The 26,794-nt window shown below is 35.5% G+C and carries 25 protein-coding genes and 1 tRNA gene; 14 read left to right on the forward strand and 12 right to left on the reverse strand.

Annotated features, from left to right (window positions below; translation table 11 throughout):
- Positions 1-198: 198 nt before the first annotated feature.
- From uvrA to NMD99_RS04680, 3 genes are all read left to right on the forward strand, one after another.
- Positions 199-2,994, forward strand: a complete 2,796-nt coding sequence (uvrA, locus tag NMD99_RS04670; RefSeq protein WP_253309618.1) for an excinuclease ABC subunit UvrA — start codon at positions 199-201, stop codon at positions 2,992-2,994.
- A gap of 54 nt (positions 2,995-3,048) precedes the next feature.
- Positions 3,049-3,651, forward strand: coding sequence for a hypothetical protein (locus NMD99_RS04675; protein WP_253309617.1), 603 nt, complete (start codon positions 3,049-3,051; stop codon positions 3,649-3,651).
- Positions 3,652-3,772: 121 nt separating this feature from the next.
- Positions 3,773-4,504, forward strand: coding sequence for a ComF family protein (locus NMD99_RS04680; RefSeq protein WP_253309616.1), 732 nt, complete (start codon positions 3,773-3,775; stop codon positions 4,502-4,504).
- Between the two features lie 205 nt (positions 4,505-4,709).
- Here the strand turns inward: NMD99_RS04680 and murE are convergent, their stop codons facing one another.
- The 5 genes from murE to NMD99_RS04705 all read right to left on the reverse strand — a co-directional run bounded on the left by murE (position 4,710) and on the right by NMD99_RS04705 (position 11,648).
- Positions 4,710-6,278, reverse strand: coding sequence for a UDP-N-acetylmuramoyl-L-alanyl-D-glutamate--2,6-diaminopimelate ligase (gene murE / locus NMD99_RS04685; protein ID WP_253309615.1), 1,569 nt, complete (start codon positions 6,276-6,278; stop codon positions 4,710-4,712).
- Positions 6,253-7,494, reverse strand: a complete 1,242-nt coding sequence (metC, locus tag NMD99_RS04690) for a cystathionine beta-lyase (protein WP_264687837.1) — start codon at positions 7,492-7,494, stop codon at positions 6,253-6,255. The genes murE and metC overlap by 26 nt, the downstream gene beginning before the upstream one ends.
- Before the next feature lie 7 nt (positions 7,495-7,501).
- A complete protein-coding gene (locus NMD99_RS04695; RefSeq protein WP_253309613.1) occupies positions 7,502-7,786 on the reverse strand; it encodes a BolA family protein in 285 nt (94 codons plus the stop codon).
- Between the two features lie 88 nt (positions 7,787-7,874).
- On the reverse strand, positions 7,875-9,797 hold the full coding sequence (gene dnaK, locus NMD99_RS04700; RefSeq protein WP_264731144.1) for a molecular chaperone DnaK: 1,923 nt from the start codon (positions 9,795-9,797) through the stop codon (positions 7,875-7,877).
- An 87-nt stretch (positions 9,798-9,884) separates the two neighbouring features.
- Positions 9,885-11,648, reverse strand: coding sequence for an Rne/Rng family ribonuclease (locus NMD99_RS04705; protein WP_264736208.1), 1,764 nt, complete (start codon positions 11,646-11,648; stop codon positions 9,885-9,887).
- A 149-nt stretch (positions 11,649-11,797) separates the two neighbouring features.
- Here NMD99_RS04705 and rpmG point away from each other — a divergent pair, with 149 nt between their 5' ends.
- Both rpmG and NMD99_RS04715 read left to right on the forward strand, forming a co-directional pair.
- Positions 11,798-11,998, forward strand: coding sequence for a 50S ribosomal protein L33 (gene rpmG, locus NMD99_RS04710; protein ID WP_064124823.1), 201 nt, complete (start codon positions 11,798-11,800; stop codon positions 11,996-11,998).
- A 25-nt stretch (positions 11,999-12,023) separates the two neighbouring features.
- Positions 12,024-12,299, forward strand: a complete 276-nt coding sequence (locus NMD99_RS04715; RefSeq protein ID WP_264687833.1) for a helix-turn-helix domain-containing protein — start codon at positions 12,024-12,026, stop codon at positions 12,297-12,299.
- A gap of 74 nt (positions 12,300-12,373) precedes the next feature.
- Here NMD99_RS04715 and NMD99_RS04720 read toward each other — a convergent pair whose 3' ends face one another.
- Complete coding sequence (locus tag NMD99_RS04720) at positions 12,374-13,255, reverse strand: zinc ABC transporter substrate-binding protein (protein WP_309165658.1); 882 nt, start codon at positions 13,253-13,255, stop codon at positions 12,374-12,376.
- Between NMD99_RS04720 and NMD99_RS04725 the strand changes: the two genes are divergently transcribed.
- Both NMD99_RS04725 and ubiB read left to right on the forward strand, forming a co-directional pair.
- Positions 13,247-13,987, forward strand: coding sequence for a metal ABC transporter ATP-binding protein (locus NMD99_RS04725; protein ID WP_064124826.1), 741 nt, complete (start codon positions 13,247-13,249; stop codon positions 13,985-13,987). The genes NMD99_RS04720 and NMD99_RS04725 overlap by 9 nt on opposite strands.
- Positions 13,984-15,420 (forward strand): 2-polyprenylphenol 6-hydroxylase, encoded by a 1,437-nt coding sequence (gene ubiB / locus NMD99_RS04730; RefSeq protein ID WP_253309721.1) that lies wholly within the window; start codon positions 13,984-13,986, stop codon positions 15,418-15,420. The genes NMD99_RS04725 and ubiB overlap by 4 nt, the downstream gene beginning before the upstream one ends.
- Before the next feature lie 159 nt (positions 15,421-15,579).
- On the opposite strand, the gene NMD99_RS04735 is transcribed toward ubiB, so the two are convergent.
- Positions 15,580-15,972 (reverse strand): TraR/DksA family transcriptional regulator, encoded by a 393-nt coding sequence (locus NMD99_RS04735; RefSeq protein WP_253302608.1) that lies wholly within the window; start codon positions 15,970-15,972, stop codon positions 15,580-15,582.
- A gap of 107 nt (positions 15,973-16,079) precedes the next feature.
- Here NMD99_RS04735 and NMD99_RS04740 point away from each other — a divergent pair, with 107 nt between their 5' ends.
- Both NMD99_RS04740 and NMD99_RS04745 read left to right on the forward strand, forming a co-directional pair.
- Positions 16,080-16,727 (forward strand): heme exporter protein CcmB, encoded by a 648-nt coding sequence (locus NMD99_RS04740; protein ID WP_253309720.1) that lies wholly within the window; start codon positions 16,080-16,082, stop codon positions 16,725-16,727.
- A gap of 820 nt (positions 16,728-17,547) precedes the next feature.
- The gene (locus NMD99_RS04745; RefSeq protein ID WP_264687830.1) at positions 17,548-17,835 is read left to right on the forward strand and encodes a hypothetical protein; all 288 of its coding nucleotides are present in this window, start codon (positions 17,548-17,550) and stop codon (positions 17,833-17,835) included.
- Between the two features lie 7 nt (positions 17,836-17,842).
- Here NMD99_RS04745 and NMD99_RS04750 read toward each other — a convergent pair whose 3' ends face one another.
- The 5 genes from NMD99_RS04750 to NMD99_RS04770 form a co-directional block, all read right to left on the reverse strand.
- The gene (locus NMD99_RS04750) at positions 17,843-18,409 is read right to left on the reverse strand and encodes a hypothetical protein (RefSeq protein WP_309165660.1); all 567 of its coding nucleotides are present in this window, start codon (positions 18,407-18,409) and stop codon (positions 17,843-17,845) included.
- Positions 18,410-18,427: 18 nt separating this feature from the next.
- A tRNA-Gln gene (locus NMD99_RS04755) sits at positions 18,428-18,502 on the reverse strand.
- Positions 18,493-18,828, reverse strand: a complete 336-nt coding sequence (gene cutA / locus NMD99_RS04760) for a divalent-cation tolerance protein CutA (RefSeq protein ID WP_253309717.1) — start codon at positions 18,826-18,828, stop codon at positions 18,493-18,495. Before cutA ends, NMD99_RS04755 begins: the two co-directional genes overlap by 10 nt.
- Before the next feature lie 42 nt (positions 18,829-18,870).
- Entirely contained in the window at positions 18,871-19,011 is a 141-nt protein-coding gene (locus NMD99_RS04765) for a hypothetical protein (protein WP_309165662.1), read from the reverse strand.
- Positions 19,012-19,576: 565 nt separating this feature from the next.
- Positions 19,577-21,223, reverse strand: coding sequence for an actin-bundling T4SS effector WalE1 family protein (locus NMD99_RS04770; protein WP_309165663.1), 1,647 nt, complete (start codon positions 21,221-21,223; stop codon positions 19,577-19,579).
- A gap of 156 nt (positions 21,224-21,379) precedes the next feature.
- Between NMD99_RS04770 and NMD99_RS04775 the strand changes: the two genes are divergently transcribed.
- The 5 genes from NMD99_RS04775 to terL all read left to right on the forward strand — a co-directional run bounded on the left by NMD99_RS04775 (position 21,380) and on the right by terL (position 26,793).
- Positions 21,380-21,595, forward strand: a complete 216-nt coding sequence (locus tag NMD99_RS04775) for a hypothetical protein (RefSeq protein WP_264687826.1) — start codon at positions 21,380-21,382, stop codon at positions 21,593-21,595.
- An 82-nt stretch (positions 21,596-21,677) separates the two neighbouring features.
- A complete protein-coding gene (gene hflK, locus NMD99_RS04780) occupies positions 21,678-22,712 on the forward strand; it encodes an FtsH protease activity modulator HflK (RefSeq protein WP_309165664.1) in 1,035 nt (344 codons plus the stop codon).
- A 2-nt stretch (positions 22,713-22,714) separates the two neighbouring features.
- The gene (hflC, locus tag NMD99_RS04785) at positions 22,715-23,587 is read left to right on the forward strand and encodes a protease modulator HflC (RefSeq protein WP_010962867.1); all 873 of its coding nucleotides are present in this window, start codon (positions 22,715-22,717) and stop codon (positions 23,585-23,587) included.
- A gap of 3 nt (positions 23,588-23,590) precedes the next feature.
- Positions 23,591-25,075, forward strand: a complete 1,485-nt coding sequence (locus NMD99_RS04790; RefSeq protein ID WP_253309713.1) for a DegQ family serine endoprotease — start codon at positions 23,591-23,593, stop codon at positions 25,073-25,075.
- Positions 25,076-25,251: 176 nt separating this feature from the next.
- Positions 25,252-26,793 (forward strand): phage terminase large subunit, encoded by a 1,542-nt coding sequence (gene terL / locus NMD99_RS04795; RefSeq protein WP_265017484.1) that lies wholly within the window; start codon positions 25,252-25,254, stop codon positions 26,791-26,793.
- Position 26,794: the final 1 nt, after the last annotated feature.

Consider the following 26,794-nt stretch of genomic DNA (forward strand, 5'->3'; position numbering starts at 1 on the left):
CTAACACAAGTTGTACAGCCCTACGTCATACCGCCCGGTATCTCAGCATAGATTCCGCTAACAAGTAGCGGAATGACGATTTACCAAACGCTGCCTAATTTTCCGTAACAGTTGAAAAAATCAATAGAAAATCAACATATCACTGTAAATTCATGTATTTTAAGGCTATAATGGTTAAAATACGTTATATAGTATAATATGGACGATTTTATAAGAGTTAAGGGTGCAAGGGAACATAATCTGCAAGGTATAGATGTCAATATACCGAAAAATAAGCTAGTTGTTATAACTGGGCTAAGTGGTTCTGGTAAATCTAGTCTCGCATTTGATACGATTTATGCAGAAGGCCAACGCCGATACGTTGAAAGCCTATCAGCTTACGCGCGTCAATTTCTCAACATTCAGGATAAACCAGATGTTGAGTCGATTACAGGTCTTTCCCCTGCAATATCTATCAACCAGAAATCGATCTCAAAAAATCCAAGGTCAACAGTTGGAACTGTTACCGAAATTTACGATTACTTGCGCTTAGTATATGCACGAATAGGGGTTCCTTATTCACCTGCAACTGGATTACCGATAACAAAGCAAACTGTATCTCAAATTGTAGATACTATAATTGCGTTACCTTTAGAAACTAAAATATATATACTTGCCCCTGTTGTGCGTGGTAGAAAGGGAGAACATCTCAAAGAGATATTGGAAATTAAAAGACAAGGTTACGTAAGGTTCAAAATAGATGGTGAAGTGTACAATGTAGATGACTTGCCTAAACTTGATAAGAACAAGAAACACGACATTTTTGTGGTTGCAGATAGAATATCAATATTGGGCGATATAGGAAATCGACTGCCAAGTAGTATAGAATCCGCACTAAAACTTGGTAATGGTCTAATGTATGTAGAAGTAGTAAACCTACCTGACAACCATAATTCCGAGTATAAAAATGGTCAAATTCTGACTTTTTCAGAGAATTTTGCATGCCCCGAGTCTGGTTTCACTCTTGAGGAAATAGAACCAAGATTATTTTCTTTTAACAGCCCTTACGGTGCATGTGGTTCGTGTAATGGGCTTGGTAAAAAGCTGGCTGTTGATGTAAAGCTGATAGTGCCAGATGAAACTCTTTCAATATCTGAGGGTGCTTTAAAGCCAGTAGGACCAATGTTCCGTCAAGTGCACACAAGTTATGGATTTCTAAAAAGTGCAATTCTATCACTGGCTGAAAATTGTAAATTTAGCCTTGATGTTCCGTGGAAGAACATAGATCAAGAAGTAAAAGATATGATACTCTTTGGCTCTAATAAATTTCAAGGTTTGATCAGTATCTTGGAGAACCAGATGGATTATGATGAAACGCTTGTTGAGCGATACTGCTCTGTTATTCATTGTAAGGAATGTACTGGCCATAGATTGAGAAAAGAAGCACTCACAGTGAAAATTGATAGCAGACATATAGGTGAAATATCAGGGCTCAGCATCGATAAATCCCTTAAGTGGTTTGAAAATTTGCCAGACAAGCTCACAGAACAACAGAAGCAAATCTCAAGTAAAATATTAAATGAAATAATCAAGAGGCTAGCATTTCTAAAGAATGTAGGGTTGAATTACCTAACGCTCGATCGAGAATCTAGCACTCTCTCTGGCGGTGAGAGTCAGAGGATCAGACTTGCTTCGCAAATTGGCTCTGGTTTAACAGGAGTGCTGTATGTGCTTGATGAACCCTCGATAGGCCTTCATCAATGCGATAATGATCGGTTAATTGCTACACTGAAAGACTTGAGAGACATGGGTAACACTGTAATCGTTGTTGAGCATGATGAAGATACAATAATGGCTGCTGATTATGCGATTGATATTGGTCCTGGAGCTGGCGTAAATGGTGGAAAAGTTATTGCAGAAGGAACACCAGACCAGGTGCAAAGAAATTCAGGGAGCATAACAGGGCAATATTTGAGTGGAGAGAAAAAAATTTTAATTCCAAGGAGAAGAAAGCAAGCAACTCAGTTCATAAAAGTAATAAATGCATGTGAAAATAACTTAAAAAATGTGAACGTTAAATTTCCTATAGGGAATCTTATTTGTGTTACTGGAATATCAGGAGGGGGAAAATCAAGTTTAGTCATAGAAACGTTATATAAATATTCAGCACATAAGATATATCATTCGTCTGCACGGTATGGTCGGTGTGATAGAATAGAAGGCCTTGAATATATAGATAAAGTTATAGAAGTTGATCAGTCGCCAATTGGTAGAACTCCTGCGTCAAATCCAGCAACATATGTCGGTATGTTTACTCATATAAGAAATTGGTTTGCAGGTCTTTCGGAGTCAAAAGCAAGGGGATATAATATAGGCCGGTTTTCATTTAATACCAGAGGGGGAAGGTGTGAGGCTTGTAAAGGTGATGGGCACTTAAAGATAGAGATGCATTTTCTACCGGACGTTTATGTGAAGTGTGAGCAGTGTAAAGGGCGAAGGTATAATCGTGAAACATTGGAAGTTACTTATAAAGGAAAATCAATCTCTGATGTGCTTGATATGACGATAGATCAGGCTTGTGATTTTTTTGAAAACCTTCCAATGGTAAAAGAAAAGTTGGTTTCTTTGCAGGAAGTGGGGCTTGGCTATATAAAACTCGGACAGTCGTCAACAACGTTGTCTGGGGGTGAAGCACAACGAATAAAGCTGTCCAAAGAGCTATCAAAAAGATTTACCGGAAGAACATTGTATATTCTTGATGAGCCAACAACTGGATTACACTTTGAAGATATAAATAACTTACTAAAAATACTCCATAGATTAGTCGATCTGGGAAACACTGTTATAGTTATCGAGCACAATTTGCACGTTATAAAAACTGCAGATTATATAATAGACATCGGACCAGAGGGCGGAATAAAAGGCGGAGAAGTGATTGCCACTGGAACTCCAGAAGAAGTGGTAAAAATTCCAGAAAGTGTTACAGGCAGGTATCTTAAAACGTATTTATTATAAACTATTTCTTAATTATATTAGGCTAGGTTGCATATTTATGATTTGGAGAGGGTAATGTCAATATATCAATATTTTAAAAGGTATGCTAAACATGGAATTGTACCTGCTAAGAGAGCAGAAGATTGCACACTAGTTCCAGAAAATAGTTTCTATAAGTCCGTACATTACGTTGATAATGTGCTAGGACCTGTGAAAGATGTAATTTGTGGAGTTGAGAGTAAAGACAATTATAACAAGTATTATAAAAACAATGATAAATGTGAATACGTGGGTTACAGGGCAGAGGAAGTGTTTCCACTTTGTGAACGGGGTGCTTTTCTAGTAGCTAGCATAATATTGCAACCTTTATGTTTGATACTAGCATATTTGTCATACTTCCCAATTAAGTTATTATCAAAAATAACAGGGGACTATTGTTTAAAAGCAAGTACAAAGTCATTAGTTGATCATTCAAATGCATTTTTAAGTGCTGGGCAAGATTGTGCTAGTGCAGTAGCTGAAGTATTTAACAAGATTGTAAGTTATGCTTGCGCTGCTATCATTTGGGCTGCCGCGTCAATGATAACGCCACTTGTGTGGGCTTGCAACAAAGTGCAAAGTAAGTTAAGTGAAATACAGGAGCCAGAAAAACATCAGCTTTTATCTAATAAGTTATAAGTTCTGCTTTTTCAGCAGTGGCTCAGTTTGAATTACATTGAAATGAAATAAAAAGTGAAAGAGTGTAAGCACAAGTTACTTTAGCTATACTATATAAATTTTATAATATATTTAATGAATTGTGAACCTTCTCTTACTAAAAAAAGCTACAAATCTTATATTTCCGAACGTATGCGTAAGTTGCGAATATATCATTGATGAAAATCTTAATCTATGTAGTGAATGCAACAAAAAAATCAATTTTCTAACTAAGCATTACTGCAATGTTTGTGGCGTAGTAATCTCAGACAATATTCATACGTGTGGTAAGTGCATCATCAATCCTCCACCGTTTAAAGTATTAAGATCAGTTTTTGCTTATGATCAACATAGTAAAAACATGATTATAAATTTCAAATTTTTTGATAATTTGAATTACGTAAAAATCTATGCAAAGTGGATACACCAAGCTAATCAGGATACGTTTCAGAACGCAGAGGTCATAATTCCTATACCGTTACATAAAATGCGCTTGTTTAAACGTAAATATAATCAAGCAGCATTGCTTGCAAAAGAGTTGAGTAAGTTGTCCAATTTATCCTATACGCCATTTGCAATAAAACGTCTTCGCCATACTGCGCCTCAAGCTGGTCTTTCACTTAAACAGCGTGAAAAAAATTTGAAAAAGGCTTTTAGCATAACCAACAAGAAAATTATCGAAAATAAAATCGTGATATTAGTTGATGATGTGGTAACAACCGGAGCAACTGTAAGATCTTGCTCTCAAGAAATTTTAAACTCCGGTGCAAGAGAAGTGAGAGTGCTATCACTTGCAAGAACGGTGAATGATTGGACCTCTTGCATAAAAAATTAGCAGTCAGTGTCATCCAAGTAGCTTGACTACTTGGATCTATTTTTTCTAGATTCCAGTGCCAGCGTTACGCACATAGCTGTACGAACATTGTCTACCAGGAGGATGTCATCCCAGTGTCAAGCACTGGGATGACATCACTTTTGCTTCAATATTCGCACATTAGCCACGTCCCTGAACAGATACGGAGGTAAGCCCATTGTGAAAATCAGTATGTTAAGGCATGATTTTTAATAACCTCAACATCACTGAACTCAAAAGTTTGGCTTCCTACAATTTGGAATTTCTCATGTCCTTTTCCTGCAACTAGCAGAATCATACCCTCGTTATAGGCAATATCTACTCCTTTCTCTATAGCTTCTCTTCTATCTTCTATCTCTAGCGCATTAGGGCAATGTAGTAAAATACCACGACGAATTTCTGCAGGATTCCCATCACGCGGATTGTCATCCGTGATTATCACTTTGTCTGCATATATTTGTGCTACTTTACCCATTTCTGCGCGTTTTGTTTGATCACGATTGCCACCACAACCAAAAACTAGAATTATTTTTTTATTGAAGTGCCATTTTAAAGACAATAGGGCTTGTTTAAGCGCACTTGGAGTATGAGCGTAATCCACAAATGCAAAAGGTTTCACTTTTTCCATTCTTCCTGGTGGAGAAACGAGTTTTTCTACGCATATTTCTCTGTAATTCAGTCCAGACGAGGTAACTATACCCATTGCACACAACAGATTATATGCTTGAAATTGCCCCAGAACCGGAAAAAACGTATCATAAATTTCACCACCAATTTTTATTGTAAGGTGTTGACCATTAGGGGTTGGTGTTTGCTCCAATAAAGTAATATCAGAGCCTGTTTTTCCATAGGTGATAATTTTGTTGCTGCGTTTTTCAGCTATCTTAAGCAACGCGTAGTATTCATCTATATCCGCATTTAAAATCGCTGTTTTTCCTTCTGGTAATACCTCGTAAAATAACCTTTTTTTAGTTTCTAAATATTCACCAAGATTTTTATGGTAATCTAAATGATCTTGCGAGAAATTAGTAAAAGCTGCAGCACTCAACTTTAATCCATGGATTCTATATTGATCAATCCCATGACTTGATGCTTCTAACACTAAGTGTTCTACATTTATACCACGCAATGTTGCGTAAAGGTCATCTGCATCTGGAGTGGTAAGACTGTTGCTATTACCTTTTCTACCATTATTGATGCATGTTCCAAGTGTTCCAATAGACGCAGCATTATAGCCAGAGTTTTGCCAGATCTGGCGGCAAAATTCTACTACTGAAGTTTTACCATTCGTACCCGTTACAGCAGCAACATATTTGGGCTGTTTGAATTGATAAAACCTGCTGACTATTTCGCTGTATATTTCTTGAGGATTTGGGTGTTCAAGCACTGCAAAGCTCGAAGTATCTGTCATTCCAGTGCGTGACACTGGAATCCAGTTTTTATTATACAATTGCCTAGTGTGCTCATTTGCAATTAAATTTTCTGGATCCAAGTAGTCAAGCACTGGGATGACATCTTTTTTGGTTCCTTGTATGACAACGTCTACACAGTCGTGTGCGTGATACTGGGATTCAGTAGGAAAAATCTGGATACATGCTGGTTTTCTAGATTCCAGCGTCACGCGCTGGAATGACACCGCAGACACACAAACGAAAAGATAACCTTCCTTGACTCTCTTGGGATTACATGTAACGCCCTTGATTTCAACGTCAAAGTTAACATCAACAATATCATGCAGTAATTCTCTCAGTTTCATGTCCTACTTCATCGTTTTGAAAGTCTAAACATGGTAACCTTTTTAGTGCGTCATTAAGGTCAAAGATTAAATCTTCAGGATCTTCCAGTCCACAAAATATTCGCACGAAACTTCCACCACAATCTGAATTCATTACAGATCTTGACATAGATCTACGATCTACTGGTAATATCAAACTGTCGCACCCTCCCCAAGAAGCACCAATACTAAAAATTTTCATATGATCAACCATGCAGCTTAGTTCTTCACATGAATATTCTCTATCCAGTGCTATACTGAATGTGCCGCTTGCTCCTTTGAAGTAACTTTTCCATAATTCGTGTTGAGGATGGGAGGGAAGTGCTGGATATAAAACCTTTCTAACTTTTTGCTGTGCTTCTAGCCACTTTGCCACTTCCATTGCTGTATTTTGGTGCCTTTTCATACGTGTGTGCAGTGTTCTTAGTCCCCTGTGTGCAAGGTAGCAGTCGTGCGATTGAATGGTTACTCCATAATTTTTATAGCTCTCATAAAGCAATTTAAAAATTTCACCTTCAGCAATAATAGCTCCCATAACTAAATCTGAGTGACCGGCTAGATACTTTGTCACTGAATATAGTGCAACATCAATTCCATAATCAAGCGGCTTAAATAACAAAGGAGTGGCCCATGAATTGTCGCAAACGGTTACGATTCCATGTTCTTTAGCAACTTTTACTATATGCTCTATATTCGAAATCTCAAACATTATAGAACCAGGAGTCTCGATCATTATCAATGAAGTATTACTCTGAATTAAATCAGTTATATCCTGCGTTGGATCATAAAAAGTTACTTCTGTTCCTCTTTTTGGTAGCTCATTTTCTGCAAACCTCCTAAGCCTATAATAACTATTATCTTGAATTAAAACGTGCGAGCCTGCTTTAGTGAAAGTCAAAATAGCAAAAGTAAGTGCAAATAGTCCGGAAGGATAAATAAGCGCTTGTCCACTCCCTTCAATTTCAGCCAGTGCATTTGAAAGATAATGGACAGTAGGAGTACCAACATTACTGTAGCTATAATCCCTTGCAACACCATCGTTGATTACATCGTATATACTTTCTCCATTTGCTGCATTTAAGTAGTCCTTGTAAGTAGGAAATAATATGGTAGAAGAATGATAAACTGGCGGGTTCATAGAACCTTTATAGTCATTAAATTTTCTTCCTGCTTTAACTAATATAGACTCTTCCTTCACATTTTTATTATTTATTTTTTAAATTGTACTCGTTTTGCGTATACAAGTGAAGAGAAATTGCATGTATTAGCTCTATCTCACCCTTCAATAACTCATAAATCAACTTATGTCTTTTTAGAATACTCATTCCAATAAAGCCGTCAGATATTAATATTAATTTAATGTGCGAAGGTAATGTTGAAGATGAAGCAAAATAATGATCAGCATGCTTTGCTGATTCATCGACAATGTTGATATCAATTACATCTATCGAATCGCGTATCTTTTCTTCTATTGTTTTAATAATATCCATAATGGTTTCTTTAAGCAACAACATGCTCCTCTTGTCATCCAAGTAGCTGACACTGGGATGACAGGAAAAGTGATATAACAATACACCCTTATTTATTCTCTTCCTTATTATCTATGTCTTGATAATCAGAATCTACTACTTTTTCTTCTTTATCATTTGGATTCCCTTCTGATGAAAAGCCATTTCCAGCACTATTTTGTTGTGAGGCATTATACATAGCTTCTCCAAGTTTCATAGATAATTGAGAAAGATTAGTAACTTTCTGCTGGATTGAATCAGCGTCATCAATGTTATCAGATTTACTAACTTCTTTTAATTCGTTAACTGCATTTTCAATAGCAGATTTATCTTCTGGTGAAACTTTATCACCATACTCTGTCAGAGACTTTTCTGTAGAATGAACTAAACTATCCGCTTGATTCTTCACTTCAATAAACTTTTTGCGCTTTTCATCTTCTTGCGCTTTTTCTTCAGCTTCTTTTACCATGCGATTTATTTCATCATCAGATAGACCACCTGAAGATTGAATGCGTATTTTTTGCTCTTTTCCAGTAGCTTTATCTTTTGCAGAAACGTGTGCTATTCCATTTGCATCTATGTCAAATGTTACTTCGATCTGAGGAACTCCACGAGGAGCAGGAGGTATCCCTTCCAAACTAAACTGACCAAGTAGCTTGTTATCAACCGCCAATTTTCTTTCACCTTGATGTACCTTAATTGTAACGGCTGTTTGGTTATCTTCTGCAGTTGAAAACACCTGAGATTTTTTAGTAGGAATAGTAGTATTACGTTCAATAAGTGGAGTGAATACTCCTCCTAGAGTCTCAATACCAAGAGAAAGTGGAGTCACGTCAAGTAGTAACACATCTCTTACATCACCTTGAATGATTCCCGCCTGTATTGCAGCTCCAATTGCTACAACTTCATCAGGATTTACTCCTCTATGTGGATCTTTGCCAAAGAATTCTTTAACTTTCTCTATGACTTTTGGCATACGAGTCATGCCACCAACGAGAACCACTTCGCCAATTTGACTAGCAGACAAACCAGCATCCTCAAGAGCTTTTTTACAAGGAGCCATAGTTCTTTCGATTAAACCATTCACTAAGCTTTCAAGTTTTGCTCTCGTTAATTTCATATTTAAGTGTTTTGGACCACTTGCATCAGCTGTAATAAACGGTAGATTTATTTCCGTTTCCATTGCACTTGATAATTCAATTTTCGCTTTTTCAGCAGCTTCTTTGATTCTTTGCATAGCCATTGGATCATTTTTCAAATCAATGCCATTACTTTTCTTGAATTCATCTAGTAAATAACTCACTATTGCGTTATCAAAGTCTTCACCTCCAAGATGAGTGTCACCATTTGTAGCCTTTACTTCAAAAACCCCTTCACCTATTTCAAGTATTGAGACATCAAATGTACCACCACCAAGGTCATATACCACTATTGTGTGCCCATGTTTCTTATCAAGACCATAAGCAAGCGCTGCAGCAGTCGGTTCATTTACTATTCTGAGCACATTTAATCCGGCGATTTTTCCTGCATCTTTTGTTGCTTGACGTTGAGAGTCGTTGAAGTATGCTGGCACTGTTATCACAGCATCTTTTACTTCCTCTCCAAGATAAGCTTCTGCTGCTTCTTTCATGTTTTGTAGTATGAATGCACCAATTTGACTAGGAGAGTATTCTTTATTATCAGTGGTTTTAACCCATGCGTCACCATTTTTTGCTGCAAACACTTTATACGGCACGTTTAGATTTTTCATTTCAGAATCACCGTATTGACGGCCTATTAATCTCTTAGTAGCAAAAAAAGTATTACTTGCATTGGTGGTTGCTTGTCTTTTTGCAGGAGCGCCAATCAACCTTTCTCCTGACGAAGTAAATGCAACTATAGATGGAGTAGTTCTTGCCCCTTCTTTATTTTCTATTACCTTTGTATCCTTGCCCTGCATTATTGCAACACAAGAATTTGTTGTTCCGAGATCTATGCCTATTGCTCTTCCCATAATGAGTACCCCATTGTAAATATTATCTGATATAAGAATATATAAGTATAGGACTTATTAATTACAAGCCCAATTTAGGGTTTCTAATTAGTTATTAGAACTTAAAAAGCGCGAAAGCCATTTAGTCAGCCAAAAATTGCCTCGTAGTTTATTTGAATTATCAACTTCTTCATTGCTGCTATCCTCAATTTGGTATCCAGAGTTCTGTAATGGCTTATAACCGTTTGAATTAACATCATCTCCTTGTTTTAAAACAAATGTATTTACATCTAAACTGTTATCAATACTAATGTTCAATGTAATATTAAACTCTTTTTCGATTGTAGAAACTGTATTCCTTTTATTATTAAAAATATGCGCTATAACCGCACTATGCGCTACTAAATCAAAAGACTTATTTTGGTTCCTATGAGCAATGTGTTGTAAATCCCTTAGTATCGATGCAACAATTACTTCGTTCGATTTTACTCTTCCAATACCCTTGCAGTGTAAACACTCTGTAGTATTAATTTCTTGTATGTTTGGTTTAATTCTTTGTCTTGAAAATACCATTAAACCAAAGTCATTTATGTAGCTAAATTGAACTTTAGCTTTATCGTCTTTAAACGCTTGCTTTATAGCAGACTCAACAGCTCTGCAATACTGATATTTCAACATGTCAATAAAATCGACTACTATTAATCCTGATAGGCCCCTAAGATTCACCTGTCTTGATATTTCAGGTACTGCTTCCATATTGGTTCTATAAGCTGTTTCTTCTATGCTATCTTCTCCTGTCATCTTTCCTGAATTTACGTCTATTGAAACAAACGCCTCAGTTAAAGTTATTACCAAAGACCCACCAGATGGCAACTCTACCCTATTGCTATATAACTCAGAAATTTGATCTTCGATTCCATAGTAAGTAAAGATTGGGATAGAACCTCTATACAATCTGTAACGCAACTTACTACCTTTTAATGCATTTTTAGTATATTGTCTCACTGCTTCAAAAGCTTCCTTCCCAGATACTATGACTTCTATACCATCGCTACAAAAATCACGAACAGATCTCATAATTACATCTGCTTCGTTGTAAATTAATGATGGAGCATTTACAGAGAAGGCATTTTTTTGAATGCTCTGCCATAATGAGGATAAGTAATTGTAATCCTGCTCAATTTCTTTCTTATCTTTTCCTGAACCAACAGTTCTTACTATTAAACCTGATCTTTTTGGCAAGTTTATTGAACTCAGTATATCCTTTAACTGCTTTCTGACATTAGCATCTTCAATTCTGCGAGACACTCCACCTTTACTCATGGAATTTGGCATGAAAACACAGTATCTACCCACTAAAGTTATGTATGTTGTAAATGAAGCTCCTTTATTGCCTCGTTCCTCTTTAGTTAGCTGGACCAATACTTTTTGATTTACTGAAATAACATCTTGTAATTTGTATTTTTTATATAAAGGTACCTCTCTTACAAAACCACTACCTAACTCGTTGACATTCTTACTAGCTGCAGAATCTGAAGAAACATTTGCTGAAGCTTCTTCTGTACAATCGTCATTTGAGTAGCCCTCAAAGATAATTTCCTTTTCTTTTTCTGGAATATTGAAGTAATCTAGAGATATCTCGGAAAAAGATAAAAAACCTTGCTTGTTTTTTCCATATTCAATAAATACGGCTTGCAAAGAAGGCTCTATACGCTTTACATAAGCAACGTATATATTACCTCTTAATTGTTTTTTTTCCTTGAATTCTTGTTCAAATTCTACAACCTTATTATTAACTGATAAGGCAACTCTTACCTCATTAGAACAGGCAGAATTTTCTATCAATAATAACCTTTTGCCACTATTTGCCACTTATTTACCGTTTGCTTTTCATTCTGAAGTTAACTTCATGCTACTTAATGCACTGTTGATTGTCAAGAATTTTACGATCTGCATTATTCGGTTGACTTTTAGTGTTTTGCGTAATAAACTCGCATAGAATTTATTATATCATTATAAGTATGGCGAAAAAAAATGCTTCTTTGCTCGTTAAGTTAGTCAGCACTGCAATCAAGATAACAAAAACTGGTGAAGAAAAATCAACTGGCTATTTTTATGTAAAAAAGCGTAATCCAAAAAAGCTCACCAGAAAACTGGAGTTTAGGAAGTATGACCCAGTAGTCAGAAGGCACGTATTATTTAAAGAAGAAAAATTAAAGTAGTTTTTTTATAAGGAATTTTATTATTATGCAAAATTTACAATTAAGTTATCCTATAATAGTAGAGTTGGGGGATGTAAAAGATACAAAACTGAAATTAATAAAGGTCATTGCACAATTAATAAGTAAGAGGTACAAAACACAGAAAAAAGCAGCAAGCGCTCTAAAGATTGATCAACCTAAAGTATCTCAAATCAATAGGTCAAAAATCGAAGGGTTTTCCTTAGAATACTTGCTTAACTTATTGATTGCATTGGACCAAGACATAAACGTAAGAATAAAGCATAATTCTAAACCTGTATAATATGTAAAGGACAAATGGTGATTTAAATGCAGAACAATAAAACAGTAAGTCAGAGGCATTTTAAAAAGAACTTGTTACTCAACAAAACAAGATTTGAAATTTTGTGCAATGCTATTGATTATAGCTAGATATGCATCTTTTCCAGGGTCTATGTCTGATCCAATAGGATCAAGAACTACCATTTTTGCGTCATTAGAAAGAGCATTAGGCTTTATGCTATCTTCTTGTGAATGAGCAAATATACATTTAACGTTTTCTTCCTTCATTATCTTTTTTAGCTTCATTAAACTCTTCATACCTATGTACGAATCCTCTTCTATAGAAAGAATGGCGCTTGGGTGATTTAAACCAAAATATTTTTCAAAATATTGATAAGCATCGTGAGTGACGATGTATTTTTGATTTTTAAAATCATTCAGTTCTTTCACGATTTCTTTTACTTCTTGGTCTATTTTTTTTATGGCTTTTGTTGCATTAGAGTTGTATCGATGGAAATTTTCTTTATCTATGTTAGACAATGTTGCACTTATAAAAAGTACCATGCTCTTTGCATTTTCGGGACTCAGCCAAATGTGTAGGTCTTTTTCATCTTGAGTATTGGTAATTTTTCTAGAAAATGAATGTGGCCGAGCAGGAAGTAGGTTGATTACCTTTGACAATTGCACTAGTTCTTTATTATTTTTGGCGAAAGTTTGAACAAACGTCTCTAAGTTATCGTCAGTGTAAAATATGACATCACTTGATTCCAAATTACTCGCATCAGACGGCTTTAATATATAATTATGCGCAGATGTTGCATAGCCAAGCAATTCCGGTTCTAAAATTCCTTCTGTCACAGAAGCTACAAGTGAGAGGATAGGTTTGATTGTAGCTACAACTTTTAAATTGGATGAAAAGGCAATATTATAGTATAGTGTAAATGAAAGTAATAGAAAAAAAGGCAGTAAATGTCTCATATAAACGTTGAGAAGAAGTTAAATTTTGCCAAAAAGTTAAATAATGTCAATAATCGTGTTCTAAAAATAGAAAATCTTGCTCTCACATATGATGGTAAAAGAATCCTTGACAATATCAATATGTTCATGGAAAGAGGAGACGTAATTACAATACTTGGTCCAAATGGTGGAGGTAAAACCTCTTTAGTGAAAGCAATTGCTGGCATAAATAAAAGCTGTACCGGTAGTATCGTATTTGCTGACAACATAAAAATTGGCTATATGCCGCAAAATTTTAGTATTAGTAATTTGATGCCAATAACAGTTGAATATTTCCTTTTAAATAGCTCCTTGAAAAGACTAAAGAAAAATCAATCCATTATTACAGAAGCGATAGAGTTGGTTGGTATCGGTAACATTTTGAAGAATCAAGTGTTAGAAATTTCTGCAGGGCAAACACAATTATTGCTGCTTGCACGTTGTTTAATTGCAGAACCTGACTTGATCATTCTAGATGAACCAGTCAGTGCAATGGATATTAACGCGCGGGCTAAATTTTATGATATTATAAATAAAATAGCAAAAAAACGATTGGTATCGATTCTTATGACTTCTCATGATCTTAACTCTGCTCTACCATCCTCAGATTACGTAATTTGTATAAATAATACTATCTATTGCCAAGGCAAGCCTGATGAGATTATGAAAAATAGAACCCTAAATGAAATATTTAGCAGTTACGCAGCAAAATGATTCAAAATATTTTGCGTCTTCTGCACATAACTACAGTGCTGACACGTTACAATATATTACCTTATTTACTTCCACCATCAAAGAAATCAATAAATAAAATACAAGGCCATAAGCTAAAGTGTGCTCTTGAAAAATTAGGTCCGGTGTTCATTAAGTTTGGGCAGTCTATCTCATCACGTACTGATGTTTTAAATGAGGATATAACAAATAACTTGTTATTGATATGTGATAGATTGCCATCATTTTCACATAAAATAGCAGTTAAAACTATAGAAAGTGAGTTTAATTGTAAATTGAGCGACATTTTTTCAAGCTTTTCTGAAAAGCCAATTGCAGCAGCATCGATTTCTCAGGTGCATAGAGCGGTTACAACTGAGGGTAAGGAAGTTGCTGTGAAGGTTTTAAGGCCAAATATTGAGAAAACATTCTCAAGGGATATAAAAATGCTTTCTTGGCTTGCAGAAATTGCAGAAAAATTTAGCGAACAATCAAAAAGGCTGAGGCCAATTGAATTAGTCAAAACTTTTGCTGAAATTTGCCGATTAGAGTTAGATCTACGTTTTGAAGCTGCTCACTCTTCAGAACTAAAGGAAAACACAAAAAATGACAGAGGTTTTTATGTACCTGAAATAGATTGGAATAGAACTGCAAAAAAGGTTTTAACATTAGAATGGATAGAAGCAACACCAATATACGAAGTTGAAAAACTGAATAATCGTAAGCAAATAGCTATCAATCTTATAGAATCGTTTTGTAGTCAGGTATACAGGGATTGTTTTTTTCATGCTGATATGCATCCTGGAAATCTAATGGTTGATAGTAATAACAATATTATTGCCCTGGATTGTGGAATCATGGGTAGAATAGATCGTGAGACATGCTATTACGTTATAGAGATACTCAAAGGCTTTTTAAATCGGGATTATGACCACGTTGCAAAAATGCACTTTAAAGCTGGTTACGTTTCATCACAGCATAGAAATTTTGTCACAGCTTGCAGGGCAATAGGTGAACCCATTATTGGGCAGCCTATACAGAAGATTTCATTTGCTAGTTTACTTGCTCAGCTATTAAAAATAACTGGTGATTTTGATATGAAAGTTCAAACACAATTGTTATTGCTGCAGAAAACTATGATTTTACTGGAAGGGACATGTAGAAAGATCTACCCAGAAATCAATATGTGGAAAGTAGTTGAAGCGTGGATAAGCAGTCAACATGAAAGTAAAATAGGGTATAGGGAAAAAATTAGAAATTCTTATCCTGTAAAAACAATCCAAGGGATATTTAGCCTTATAGAAAAATTAAACCTAATAGCTGATAAAAAATTAGAAAACATCCAAGTTAAAAATAAATCAAATGGAAAAGTCTATTTTTTACTGTGGTTTGTAATTATAATTCTAATCGTTAAATTTTTAGGGAGTGTTAAATAAACTGTGTCAAACCCAATTTTTAATTCAACTTAATTTTTAATCTGCAGGAGTCGAGTTGAGAATGTCCAATTTTCCACTTTCTTTATAGCATAACATACTTCAGTCCTGATCCGCCTCTTGCTCCTCTTGAAGCCCAATGGCTCACCACTTATGTGTAAATTAATCGTTAATGTTGTACACGTTCTTTTCTTTTTCTACTCTCTCTTGCTCTTCAATACAATATATAGCAAGCGGATTAGCTTTAAGTCTTTCGACTCCTATTTCTTCTCCTGTTCCATCGCAGTAACCATAAGTGCCTAATTTTATTTTTTCTAACGCCTCCTTAATCTTTTCTTTTCTATCTTTTCGGCGCTTGATTAATTCCTCATTTCCACTATCTCCATCAGAATAGTATGTATCAATACTATTATCTTCTAGTTCTTGTTTCTCCAACTCAGCGAGTATTGATTGTAACTTTAAGCTGAAGTATTCCAGTTGTTTTACGCTCATATATTCTTCATCTTCTGAAGGAGTATAATCCTCTGGTGACTTTATTTTCGGTAACTTTTCCATAATTGCATTATCAAAAAAATAATAAAACCTATATAACTTATGAACAAAAAATTATACTACCCTCAAAGTAAACACTATAATTTATAATAAACATTTAAAAGCCTAGTATGATCGACTTAGTAAAAAAATTAGTAATAGATGGTAAGAACCTTACCTATATAGTATGTATTTTTATTATAATGTTAAGTTTATCTTCATTTACACTTGAAAACAACAATAAACAAGAAGTTATGTTAACATTAACATGGATATGTGCTACATTTGTTTTGCAGATCTCTACAAATAATTTGTTTACATCTGATTATCATGATGGAATATTAGAGCAAATCTTTGTACAGCCACTCTCTTCTAGGCTTATAGTTGCTTATAAAATTTTCGCTCACTGGTTATTATTTGGGCTACCGATTTCAGTGGTTTCTTCCATATTCAGCTTTGCAGTTCTAGGCAATAGTATTGAACACTCAATAGCAGTTGGAGTGTCTTTATTATTTAATACGCTGATAATCATTAATATTTCAGCTACTGGAAATGCATTGATGATTGGTCGAAACAACTTAGCATCAGGAGTATCGCAAATTCTTGTTTTGCCAATGATAATGCCAACCTTTGTGTATTTTAAAATGCTAACTCAATTTGAAAATTTGTCCTTGAATATTTATACACTACTAATCACCATGTTAATTTTTGTCGTTTTGATTGTTAACAGCACTATAACTACTCACATGGCACTAAAATTTGCTGTGGAACAGGATTGAAAAATCTTACTGTTATTCAGTAGGTATCCGTTTAGCAGAGTGGCAAAATAGGTAGACAAGATAAACCAAAAAATCAAGAAAAAGTGAGTTTACAACAAATGGTGTCATGCAAGTAGCTGACAACATAGAAACGAAAAAACTTACTTGACAAACTCCGCCAGCCCCTTATTATGAAACTGAAGCTATTTATTTATCTTCTCTGTACAGATTAAATGACAAAAAAACTCAACGTATTTGGCGTCTCATGTTTAATTTTTTGCACTATGTGCACTCTATGTCTTTATCAAATTTCTAGGTTTTTACCTATACAAGCTGAAATACGCTTATAAAGCATTTAAAACATCAAAAAACGCCAACTTAAAAAATGGATAGTGAATAACTAGCTACCCTAGGGTTTCTTTTGCCTTTTTTTCTGTTTAGTAAATTTCTTAAACATTTATGACTAAAGGTTAGTTGCATTAAAAAGCAGCTAAATCGCGGTTATTAAGCGTTTAGAATAAAAAAACGCCATACTTGAAAGTATAATGTAAGTAATTAGCCAACCACGGGGCTTCTTTTGCCTTTTTTTTTATTTGGTAAATTTCTTAAATTTTATAGCTAATCAGTACTGGGATGACAAGAAAGGAGCACTGCTATTATAGAGTGAAATGAGATCCCAGTGTCAGCTACTCGGATGACATTATAGGGGCTACTGGGATGACATTATAGAGAGGCACTGGGATGACACCCTGACAATCGTCATCCCGCTACTTGTTAGCGGGATCTGCTGTGGCGACATAAACTCAAATCATTTCAAATTTCAATCCAAAGAGGTATCATTATGTCAAACAACTTCAATTTTAAAGAATTTTTTAACCACTATGAAACAAATAGTACGTCAGATGATATACAAAGGTATTATTTGCTGTGGAAATCAGTAATAGCGCAGGCAATGACTGATGCAGCAAGTCACTGTAAAAAAACAGAAAGCTTGGTAGAGAAACGTAAGGCGATTTCTTGGTTATCGGACTTTAGTCAAGATTTTGCACACACATGTATATTGGCTGATTGTGATCCGGTATACGTAAAAAACAAAATACAGCCAATCTTAAAAAGCCTTACTAGATAAAGCCTTTTTAATGAGGTTTACTCCTTTTACCGGAAAAAATATCATTCAATCTCCTATCTATAGTTGCCTCTATATCTTTGATTAATAGCTGCTTTATTATGTTTACTTTTCGCTTTGCATCTTGAGCGTGATGCTCACTGTTATTGCTGTAATTATTCTTATCACTATAACTACTGCCACTTGGTTTACTACTGTTACTGAACTCACTACCCTTTTTTCTTCTTGTGCTGAGTATCTGCACTATCTTTTCCTTTAAAAAAGACTTCCAGCCTGTGCTAAGGAACAACTTATAGAGAAAATGCGGAGTAAGGAATGCTACTAATATTCGAATAGAAATTCCGTAACCGAGGTCTTCCCTATTTTCATAATACCACTTGCAATATTGAAATAAATGGTAAAACGCATTTTTGAAAGAACCAAATTCTACAGCATACCAAAAACCATTGCTGAGAAACATGAGCACAATGCTGGATGTGTAAAGATACATTGTGAAGAGAAACAGTTTCACAATTATATCTTTTAGACTACCTAATATATAATTCAATAATCTTAATTTATAGAAAAGTGATATCATTTCACACCCACTTCAATATGGCTGGGGTGGAAGGATTCGAACCTTCGCGTGACGGTATCAAAAACCGCTGCCTTACCACTTGGCTACACCCCAATACTACTTACATCAATAACACTATTAGCCCAATTAGTAAAAGATTTATTTGCTTTTTCTATGGACATCACAGCAATAGCTGGCTGATCATAAGAATGCATTGCTTCGATTTTTTCTACAATTTTATCAACTTGATCATTTTTGCTCTTCATAATTGCTACTACTTCACAACTATTACTAATTTTACCTTCCCATAAATACAGAGAATTCACTTCAGGAAATATATTTACACATACAATTAATTTCTCGTTTAACAATTCCTCAGAAACAGTTTTAGCCTCCTTCAAACTTGAAAAAGTTGTATAAATCAAAACTAAATTATTCATTAGAATCTACGTAAATGCATTTCTACTATACTCCACTTAGGTTTATTCATCAAGAGAAAATAGATTAGATTTTTCTGTCATTCCAGCACTCTCTTCTGTCATTCCAGTGCCTCCTTCCCCTGTCATCCGAGTGCTCTCTTCTGTCATCCCAGCGCCCTCTCTTGTCATCCCAGTGCGTGACACTGGGATCTAGGAATTTTGATTGAGCACTAAGTTGGTAAACATGAAAGTGGCTAACATTTTTTAAAACACAGCGTTTTCGATGGGATTGCGTGAAATGGCTAGATCCCAGTGTCACGCACTGGGATGACAAGAGAGGGCGCTGGGATGACAAGAGAGGGCGCTGGGATGACAAGAGAGGGCGCTGGGATGACAGAGGGGGTATTGGGATGACAAAAAAGGAGGCTACTGGGATGGCAAGAAAGGAGGCTACTGGGATGGCAAGAAAGGAGCAGCAGGATGACGCCTCACCATGTCATTCCAGCGCTTGACGCTGGAATCCAGCCTTTTCATAATCATCAAAATGTTGTATTTTAACATAAAACGGCTACTTTTATGCTTCCCAACTTAACAAAATTCCTGGATCCAAGTAGTCAAGGCACTGGGATGACACCTTCCCTAGTGGAGAAATCACAATGTTCATACGTTTGTGCGCATAACGCTGGGATTTTTCTATAGTTTAAAAACAAAAAAAGGATGTTACTCATTGAGTAACATCCTTTGGAGAAAGTGAGTGGTTTTGTTTATGCTACTTACCAGATGTAACTCCTGGCTGCTGTGGTTCAATGTAAACTTCAGACTTACACGTAGAAGGCTGTTCCACCATTTTGCCCAGATAACCTGTTTTTTTCAGTTCTGCACGAGCTTTACTTAAGTCTTCTAGAGAAGGACTTTTTGGCGTAGAAGAACCAGAACCCATTCTACTATCAGTAGAAGAGCTTCTTGATACCTTTGGTGGAGTAACTGGAATAGGCTGCTTACCAGAAAGTCTTCCTCCTGCTGTTGCAGTTTTACCAGTATTTTCAATGGGAATAGGAGTATCAACGTAAAAAGTGCTCTTTCCTACTTGTCTAGACAACGTGTCTGATTCAGAAAGAACTTGATATTTAACATTAGTAGTTTCTTCTGGTGCTTTTTTACCCCCCAACCATAATGGCAATTTAAATGGAGCAGTTGTTTTCACTTCTTTATGCTTCGCAGGATTGAACAATTCCGCTTCGCTGCTAATAGTACTGTCAGTCCTTACAGAATCTAGTGAACTCATTGAACTGCTTTCTGATAAACTGCTAGTTGATTGTGTAGAGTCTTTTCTTCCTAGTGAAGACAATGATGACGATATAGACCTAGTTAAACTTTTGAAAGAAGGCCTGTTAGCTCTTTTCTCAGCTTTGTTGAACATATTGCTTACGCTTGAATACAAATGACTTTCTTTACATTCTTTAATAACCTCCTTAATTTCATCATAATGGTCAGAGAAAACACTGTCGATGAAATACCTATACTTAGGCAATGACCTTTTTGTTAACAAGCTATACAAACTTTTTTCATTTAAATTATGAATGAATTCTTTCTGTACTTGCCACTTAGGAGTATACTCTTTCCATCCTAATTTTGCTTCCTCTGCCATTTTTAAATCAATTTTTGACGATATTCCAGAAAGTATATTTTTTACTAACCCAGAATTATTTCCTTTGTCAGCAAAAATTGCCTTGAGATCCCCTTTTATTTCTTGAATTTTCTTCTTTTGTGATGAATCAGGAACAAGCTCATCATTTATTCTGTCTGAATAATTCTCGCTACCAGCCGCATTATATAACTTATTTGCCGCTGCCTCAGTCACACGACTTGCTCCTTTCTTTACTTTTTCACCTACGAAGCTAACACCTCTTTCTAGTGAAGCTGCCGAATATTCATAACCCTCTTTTACCTTGTTTTTGGAATATACAGCACCATCTCTAATTTTTCCGCCAATATACTTCGCCCCATCAACTGTCTTTTCTGCAGCATATTTGAAGCCTTCTTTTATTTGTGCTCTATATTTCCACATTGCATAAGAAGCACCAACCAAAACAATAGCTCCTACTACTGCTCCAATTACAATTCCAGCTATTGGTACAGCAGCTGTTCCTGCAGCGACTGTAGCTGTTCCTGTAGTTGAAAAAGCAGAAGCAATTGCTGACCAGTTGGTTGCAACAAGATAAGATATGAAGCCAATTGCTCCCAACCTAAAAATACCACGGTCCAATCGACCCTGCTTTTGTAATGATTTTATTTCTTTCCCCAATGATTCTATTTTTTGTTTTAATAAATCCTCTGAAGAAGGCGTAGAATTATTTTGTTGTTGAAGTTGTTGTATTTCAACAACATTTGAATTTGTTTCATTATTAGGTAACATTTTAAACCTCACTATTAATTAAATATATTCATATTGTACACCCTCGATTCTTAAGTTAGTGTTAATTTGGCTGTTAATGTTCATTTGTCTTTGAATAATTCTGCTTGACGTGTTTTTTGGAAGCGTAGAAAATTAGGTCAAGAAGCCGGAGTATTTATGAGGTGCATAAAAAGGGCACTCATCTTTTTGGCTGTTATAACTTTAATAATAATAGCTTTACTATTTAGGTATAATTCCCATTTTCACGAAGACGTAGTGCACTTAAAGAGTGACAACAAAGAATTCAAAAAAAAGCCAGAAAATTCTATAGAGTCGACCATACTACATAGAGAAAAGGAAGTGTACGATCATGTTTTCCATCCTGATGATTAATTTGTAAATAAAATAGCAATTTATGTTTGCATTTTCTTATTAAAGAAGTAATATTAGCGTATTAATTATAGAATCAATCATTATGTTTGATGAGAATAATCCTTGGAATCTGGGAAAGAAACCGGTAGGGAACAAAACTCCTAATAATGAAGATATTTTAAGTAAAGCTGTATCTGATGTAAGGTTCTTTCTTAATGGATTAACCAGAAACAGGGGCAAAAAACCTTATTTCATCATTTTCATTATTTTACTGTTCTATGCTTGCACTGGCTTTTATATTGTCCATCCTAGTGAGGAAAGTATAGAACTTACCTTTGGTAAATATTCTAATACAGAAACACCTGGTTTGCGTTATCACTTCCCCTACCCTATTGGCAAGGTTTTTAAAGTGAATGTTAAGGAAGTAAATCGTGAAGAAATTGGGGTAAGTAATTCTTATGGGCGAGACACAGATCGCGGTGAAGGTGTGATGCTAACTGGAGATGAAAATATAGTCAACGTTAACTTCGAGGTTCAGTGGCGCGTTAGAGATGCTAAGGACTATTTATTCAAAGTGCGGGATTACAAACCCGGTTTCAGTGTTAAAAATGCTGCTGAAAGTGCCATGAGAGAAATAATAGGTAAAAACACGATCTCTTTTGCACTTGGTCAAGGCAGACCAGAAATTTCTAGAGATACTAGAATTCTATTGCAGCAGATTCTTGATGGATACCAAATGGGCATAGAGATTTTATCTGTTCAAATGAAAAAAATTGATCCACCAGAAAAAGTAATCAGTTCGTTTAGAGATGTACAAAGTGCTCGTGCAGACAAAGAGCGTACTATAAACGAAGCATACGCTTATAATAATGATATTATACCTCGAGCAAAGGGTGAAGCGATAAAGATAAAATTAGATGCAGAGGCATATGAGAATGAAGTAATAAATGAAGCAAAAGGTAATGCAAATCGCTTTTTATCTCTTTATGAGGAATATAGACAGAATCCTTCTCTCGTTAAGAATCGTATTTATCTTGAAACTATGGAAAATATTTTCAGTAAGGTAGACAAAGTTGTTGTAACTGATGATCTGAAAGGTATGTTTTCTTATTTACCTCTTAAAAATTTAGGGAAATAACCATGAGTAGTAATATTAAAATTGTTTTTGTTTCTGTATTTGTTGTTTTATTGATTGTTTTATTTAATTCAATATTTGTTGTGCAAGAAACAAAGCAAGCGATAGTTATACAACTCGGTAAAGTTGTAAGAGATGTTAGGGAAAGTGGCTTATATTTTAAGTTACCATTCATAAACAGTGTAGAGTTTCTTGATAAAAGAGTTTTAGATTTAAGTCCTGATAAGATCCCAAGGGAAGTGATAACAGCGGATCAAAAACGTATTATAGTAGATGCGTATGCAAAATATAAAATAACAAATCCTGTTACTTTTTACCAGGCTGTGAGGAATGAATCAGGGCTGGTTAGAAGATTGTATCCGGTTATAGAAGCACACATAAGAGAAAATATAGGCAGATTTTCGTTGATTAGTTTGTTGAACGAAAAAAGATCAGAGGTTATGCAATTGATTCAGCGTGGAGTTTATTCTGAAGCTGAAAAATTTGGCATAGAAATAATAGACGTAAGAATTAAGAGAGCAGATTTACCAGAAGAAAATAGTTCTGCAATATTTCGCCGTATGCAAACTGAAAGGGAAAAAGAAGCAAAAGAAATTAGAGCAGAAGGAGAGCAAGCTGGGCAGGAAGTTAGATCAAAAGCTGATAAATTAAAAAGGGAAATTATCTCCAGTGCAGTAAAAGAATCATATGAAATAAGGGGCCGTGGTTATGCTGAAGCAACTAGAATTTATAATGAGGCATTTAAGGTTGATGAAGAGTTTTTTAACTTTTATCGCTCTATGAGCGCTTACAGTAAATCATTTGCCGAAAATAATACTAAATTTGTACTTTCACCAAACAATAACTTTTTAGATATTTTAAACAAAGGATGGAAATAATTTATGAAAAGTAAGGCATTTATTTTATCTATATTTGCATATTTTCTAATTGCGTTTTCTTCATACGCTAATATGTTTGATTGGAATGCAAAAAAGGTCGTTGATGCTAGCACTACTGCATGTAACTGTAATCAAGGACTTGCCGATTTAGTGGAAGAACTCATTCCTGCGGTTGTAAATATTTCAAGCGAACAAATAATCAAACAAGAAAGTAACAATAGAACTAAAATCCCTTTTATGCCAAGAAATAATTTCTTTGATGATTTTAGAGAATTTTTTGAGCATTTTGATCAGTTTTTTATGGATAGGGGCCCTAGTGTTAACAGAGAGGTGGTGCTGCTTGGTTCTGGGTTTATTATAGATAAAGGTGGAACTATAGTAACCAATTATCACGTTATTAAAAACGCCCAAGATATCACAGTTACTATGAACGATAATACTTATTTCAAAGCAGAAGTTTTAGGCTATGATGCAAGAACTGATCTTGCTGTGCTTAAGGTTCATTCTAATAAAGATCTTCCTTTTGTTGCATTTAGTAATTCTGATACAGCAAGGGTTGGCGATACAGTTATTGCAATAGGTAACCCATTTGGTTTGGGTAGCTCTGTAAGCACAGGAATTATATCTGCAAGGTCCAGAGACATTAGTATCGGCACTATGAATGAATTTATTCAAACTGATGCTGCAATTAATAGAGGCAACTCTGGAGGGCCATTATTTGATTTAAATGGAAAAGTTATAGGCATTAACACCGCTATCTATTCCCCATCTGAGTCTGGCGGTAACGTGGGTATAGGCTTTGCTATACCATCTAATTTAGCTATGTCAATTATTGACACATTAAAAAGTGGCAAAAAAATAAAACATGGTTGGCTTGGTGTGCAAGTTCAGCCTATAACGAAAGAATTTGCTGAGTCTTTGGGTTTAAAAGATACAAAAGGTGCACTGGTTGCAAGTATAGTAAAGGATAGCCCTGCAGAAAAAGGTGGAATTAAGGTGGGTGACATATTATTAGAATTTGATGATAAAAAAATTGATAGAATGACACAACTGCCTCAAATGGTTTCAAGAACTGAACCTGGAAAAAAAGTACAAATTAAGTTACTTAGAAAGGGCAAAGAGGTCAATATTAAGGTTGTGATTGAAGAATCTGCAAATGATGGTCAAGGTAATAATCAAGAAGAAAATAAATCAACATCCGATTACATAACTGGTTTAACTGTTTCAAACCTGCCAAAAGAATCAAAAGAAAGTAATCCTACAAAAGGTGTGATAGTTATTAATGTAGATAGTAACAGTAATGCCACGCTGCGTGGTATTAAAAAAGGAGACATTATTATCCAATTAGATGGAACCGATATAGAAAATACTAATGATTTTCAAAAACAAGTTGATTCAGCAGTAAAGAAAAACGGTAAAGATTCAATAATGTTGCTCATTTACCGCAATGGAAATCAGTTTTTTACTTCAATAAAGTTAAAGAAATAGCACTTTTCGTAGGTTATTTACTAAATTCACAAAGCAGTAGCGTTTGCCATTATAGCTACTTCAATCTTATCAAATAAATCAAATCTACATTAGATTTATTGCATAACCATATATAAAAACCAAAGGATGTCATTCCAGTGTCAGCTACTTGTAAGAACATTTACTAAAATATACACATGAACAAAATCAACTTCCTAAAATTCATTGAACTGTGCTTTCAAACGGTGGTGCCGGGATGTGAGTATAATGATTATCAGTACATAAAAGTCATAGAAGACAGGCTGAAAGCAGCGAATGCTGGCGAAGTAAGGCGCATAATATTCAATATGCCTCCGCGTTCAATGAAGTCCATGTGCATAAGCGTTGCGTGGCCCGCATGGATACTGGGAAATCAGCCAACCGCAAGAATAATAGTTGCAAGTTATTCTCGGCTGCTCAGCGAAAAGCACTCGCTTGACACCAGGTGCGTAATGCAATCGGATTGGTATAAAGAGCTGTTTCCAGAGGTAAAATTATCCAAAGACCAGAACACTAAATATAAATTCCAAACAGTGCAGAGAGGATACAGAATCGCAACATCAGTTGGAGGGACGTTAACAGGTGAAGGTGGTGATCTTATTATTGTGGATGATCCGCTTAACCCTGCTCAAGCTTTGAGTGAAACGTTTAGAAAGCGTGTTACAAACTGGTTCGATCAGACTTTAGTAACGAGACTCAACGATAGAAAAAAAGGAGTAATTGTGCTTGTGATGCATAGGCTCCACCTGGAAGACTTAACTGGGCACCTCTTATCCAAGCCAAAAAACATATGGCATCACATTTGTTTGCCAATGATTTCTGAAAATAAGGAGGTTATTTATTCAATTAATAACCATACTGGTGTCATTCCAACCCCCCCTCCTGTCATCCCAGTGCCCAGACACTGGGATCCAGAAAATTCAACCGCAAAAGACTGGATTCCAGCATCAAGTGCTGGAATGACACTACCTGCAAGAGTATTATACTCAAGAGAAGAGAATGAGTTATTATATCCCCTGGAGGGAGGAAGAGAAGAAGTTGAGATGATAAAAGTTGAACTCGGGAGTTACGCTTTTGCTGCTCAATATCAACAAAACCCCCTGCCGCTTTCAAGCGGTATAATTAAACAAGAGTGGCTAAAGCGCTATAAAAATTTCCCTGATAATCTCTCACATGTAACACAAAGCTGGGACACTGCAGTTTCAACAAACGATTCCAGCGACTTTAGCGTCTGCACCACCTGGGCAAAAATAGATAATAAATTCTATTTACTTGATGTATATCGAGCAAAGCTTGAGTATCCAAAGCTTAAAGAGCAAGTTCTGTCACTAGCTGCAAGATGGGCACCACATGCAATTTTGATCGAAGCAAAAACAAGTGGTCAGCAATTAACACAAGAGCTAAAGGCAAATAGCGATCTACCGATTATTGAAATAGTGCCACACAATGACAAACTCACTCGATTTTATCAAATTGTTCCGACTATAGAGTCTGGCAGGATTTTTCTGCCGCATCAAGCAGTATGGCTCAGCGATTTCGAGTACGAAATTTTAATGTTCCCAGAAGCCCGTTATGATGATCAGGTGGACAGTACGGTACAATATTTACAATGGATGAGAAAAATTAACACCAGTGCTTTCAGGGTCAGGGACTTTGGCCCCAACCCTAATAAAACGCTTAGATGGTTAAGGTATATCTAAA

The sequence above is a fragment of the Wolbachia endosymbiont of Listronotus oregonensis genome (genome assembly GCF_031205055.1).
Classification (GTDB): Bacteria; Pseudomonadota; Alphaproteobacteria; order Rickettsiales; family Anaplasmataceae; genus Wolbachia.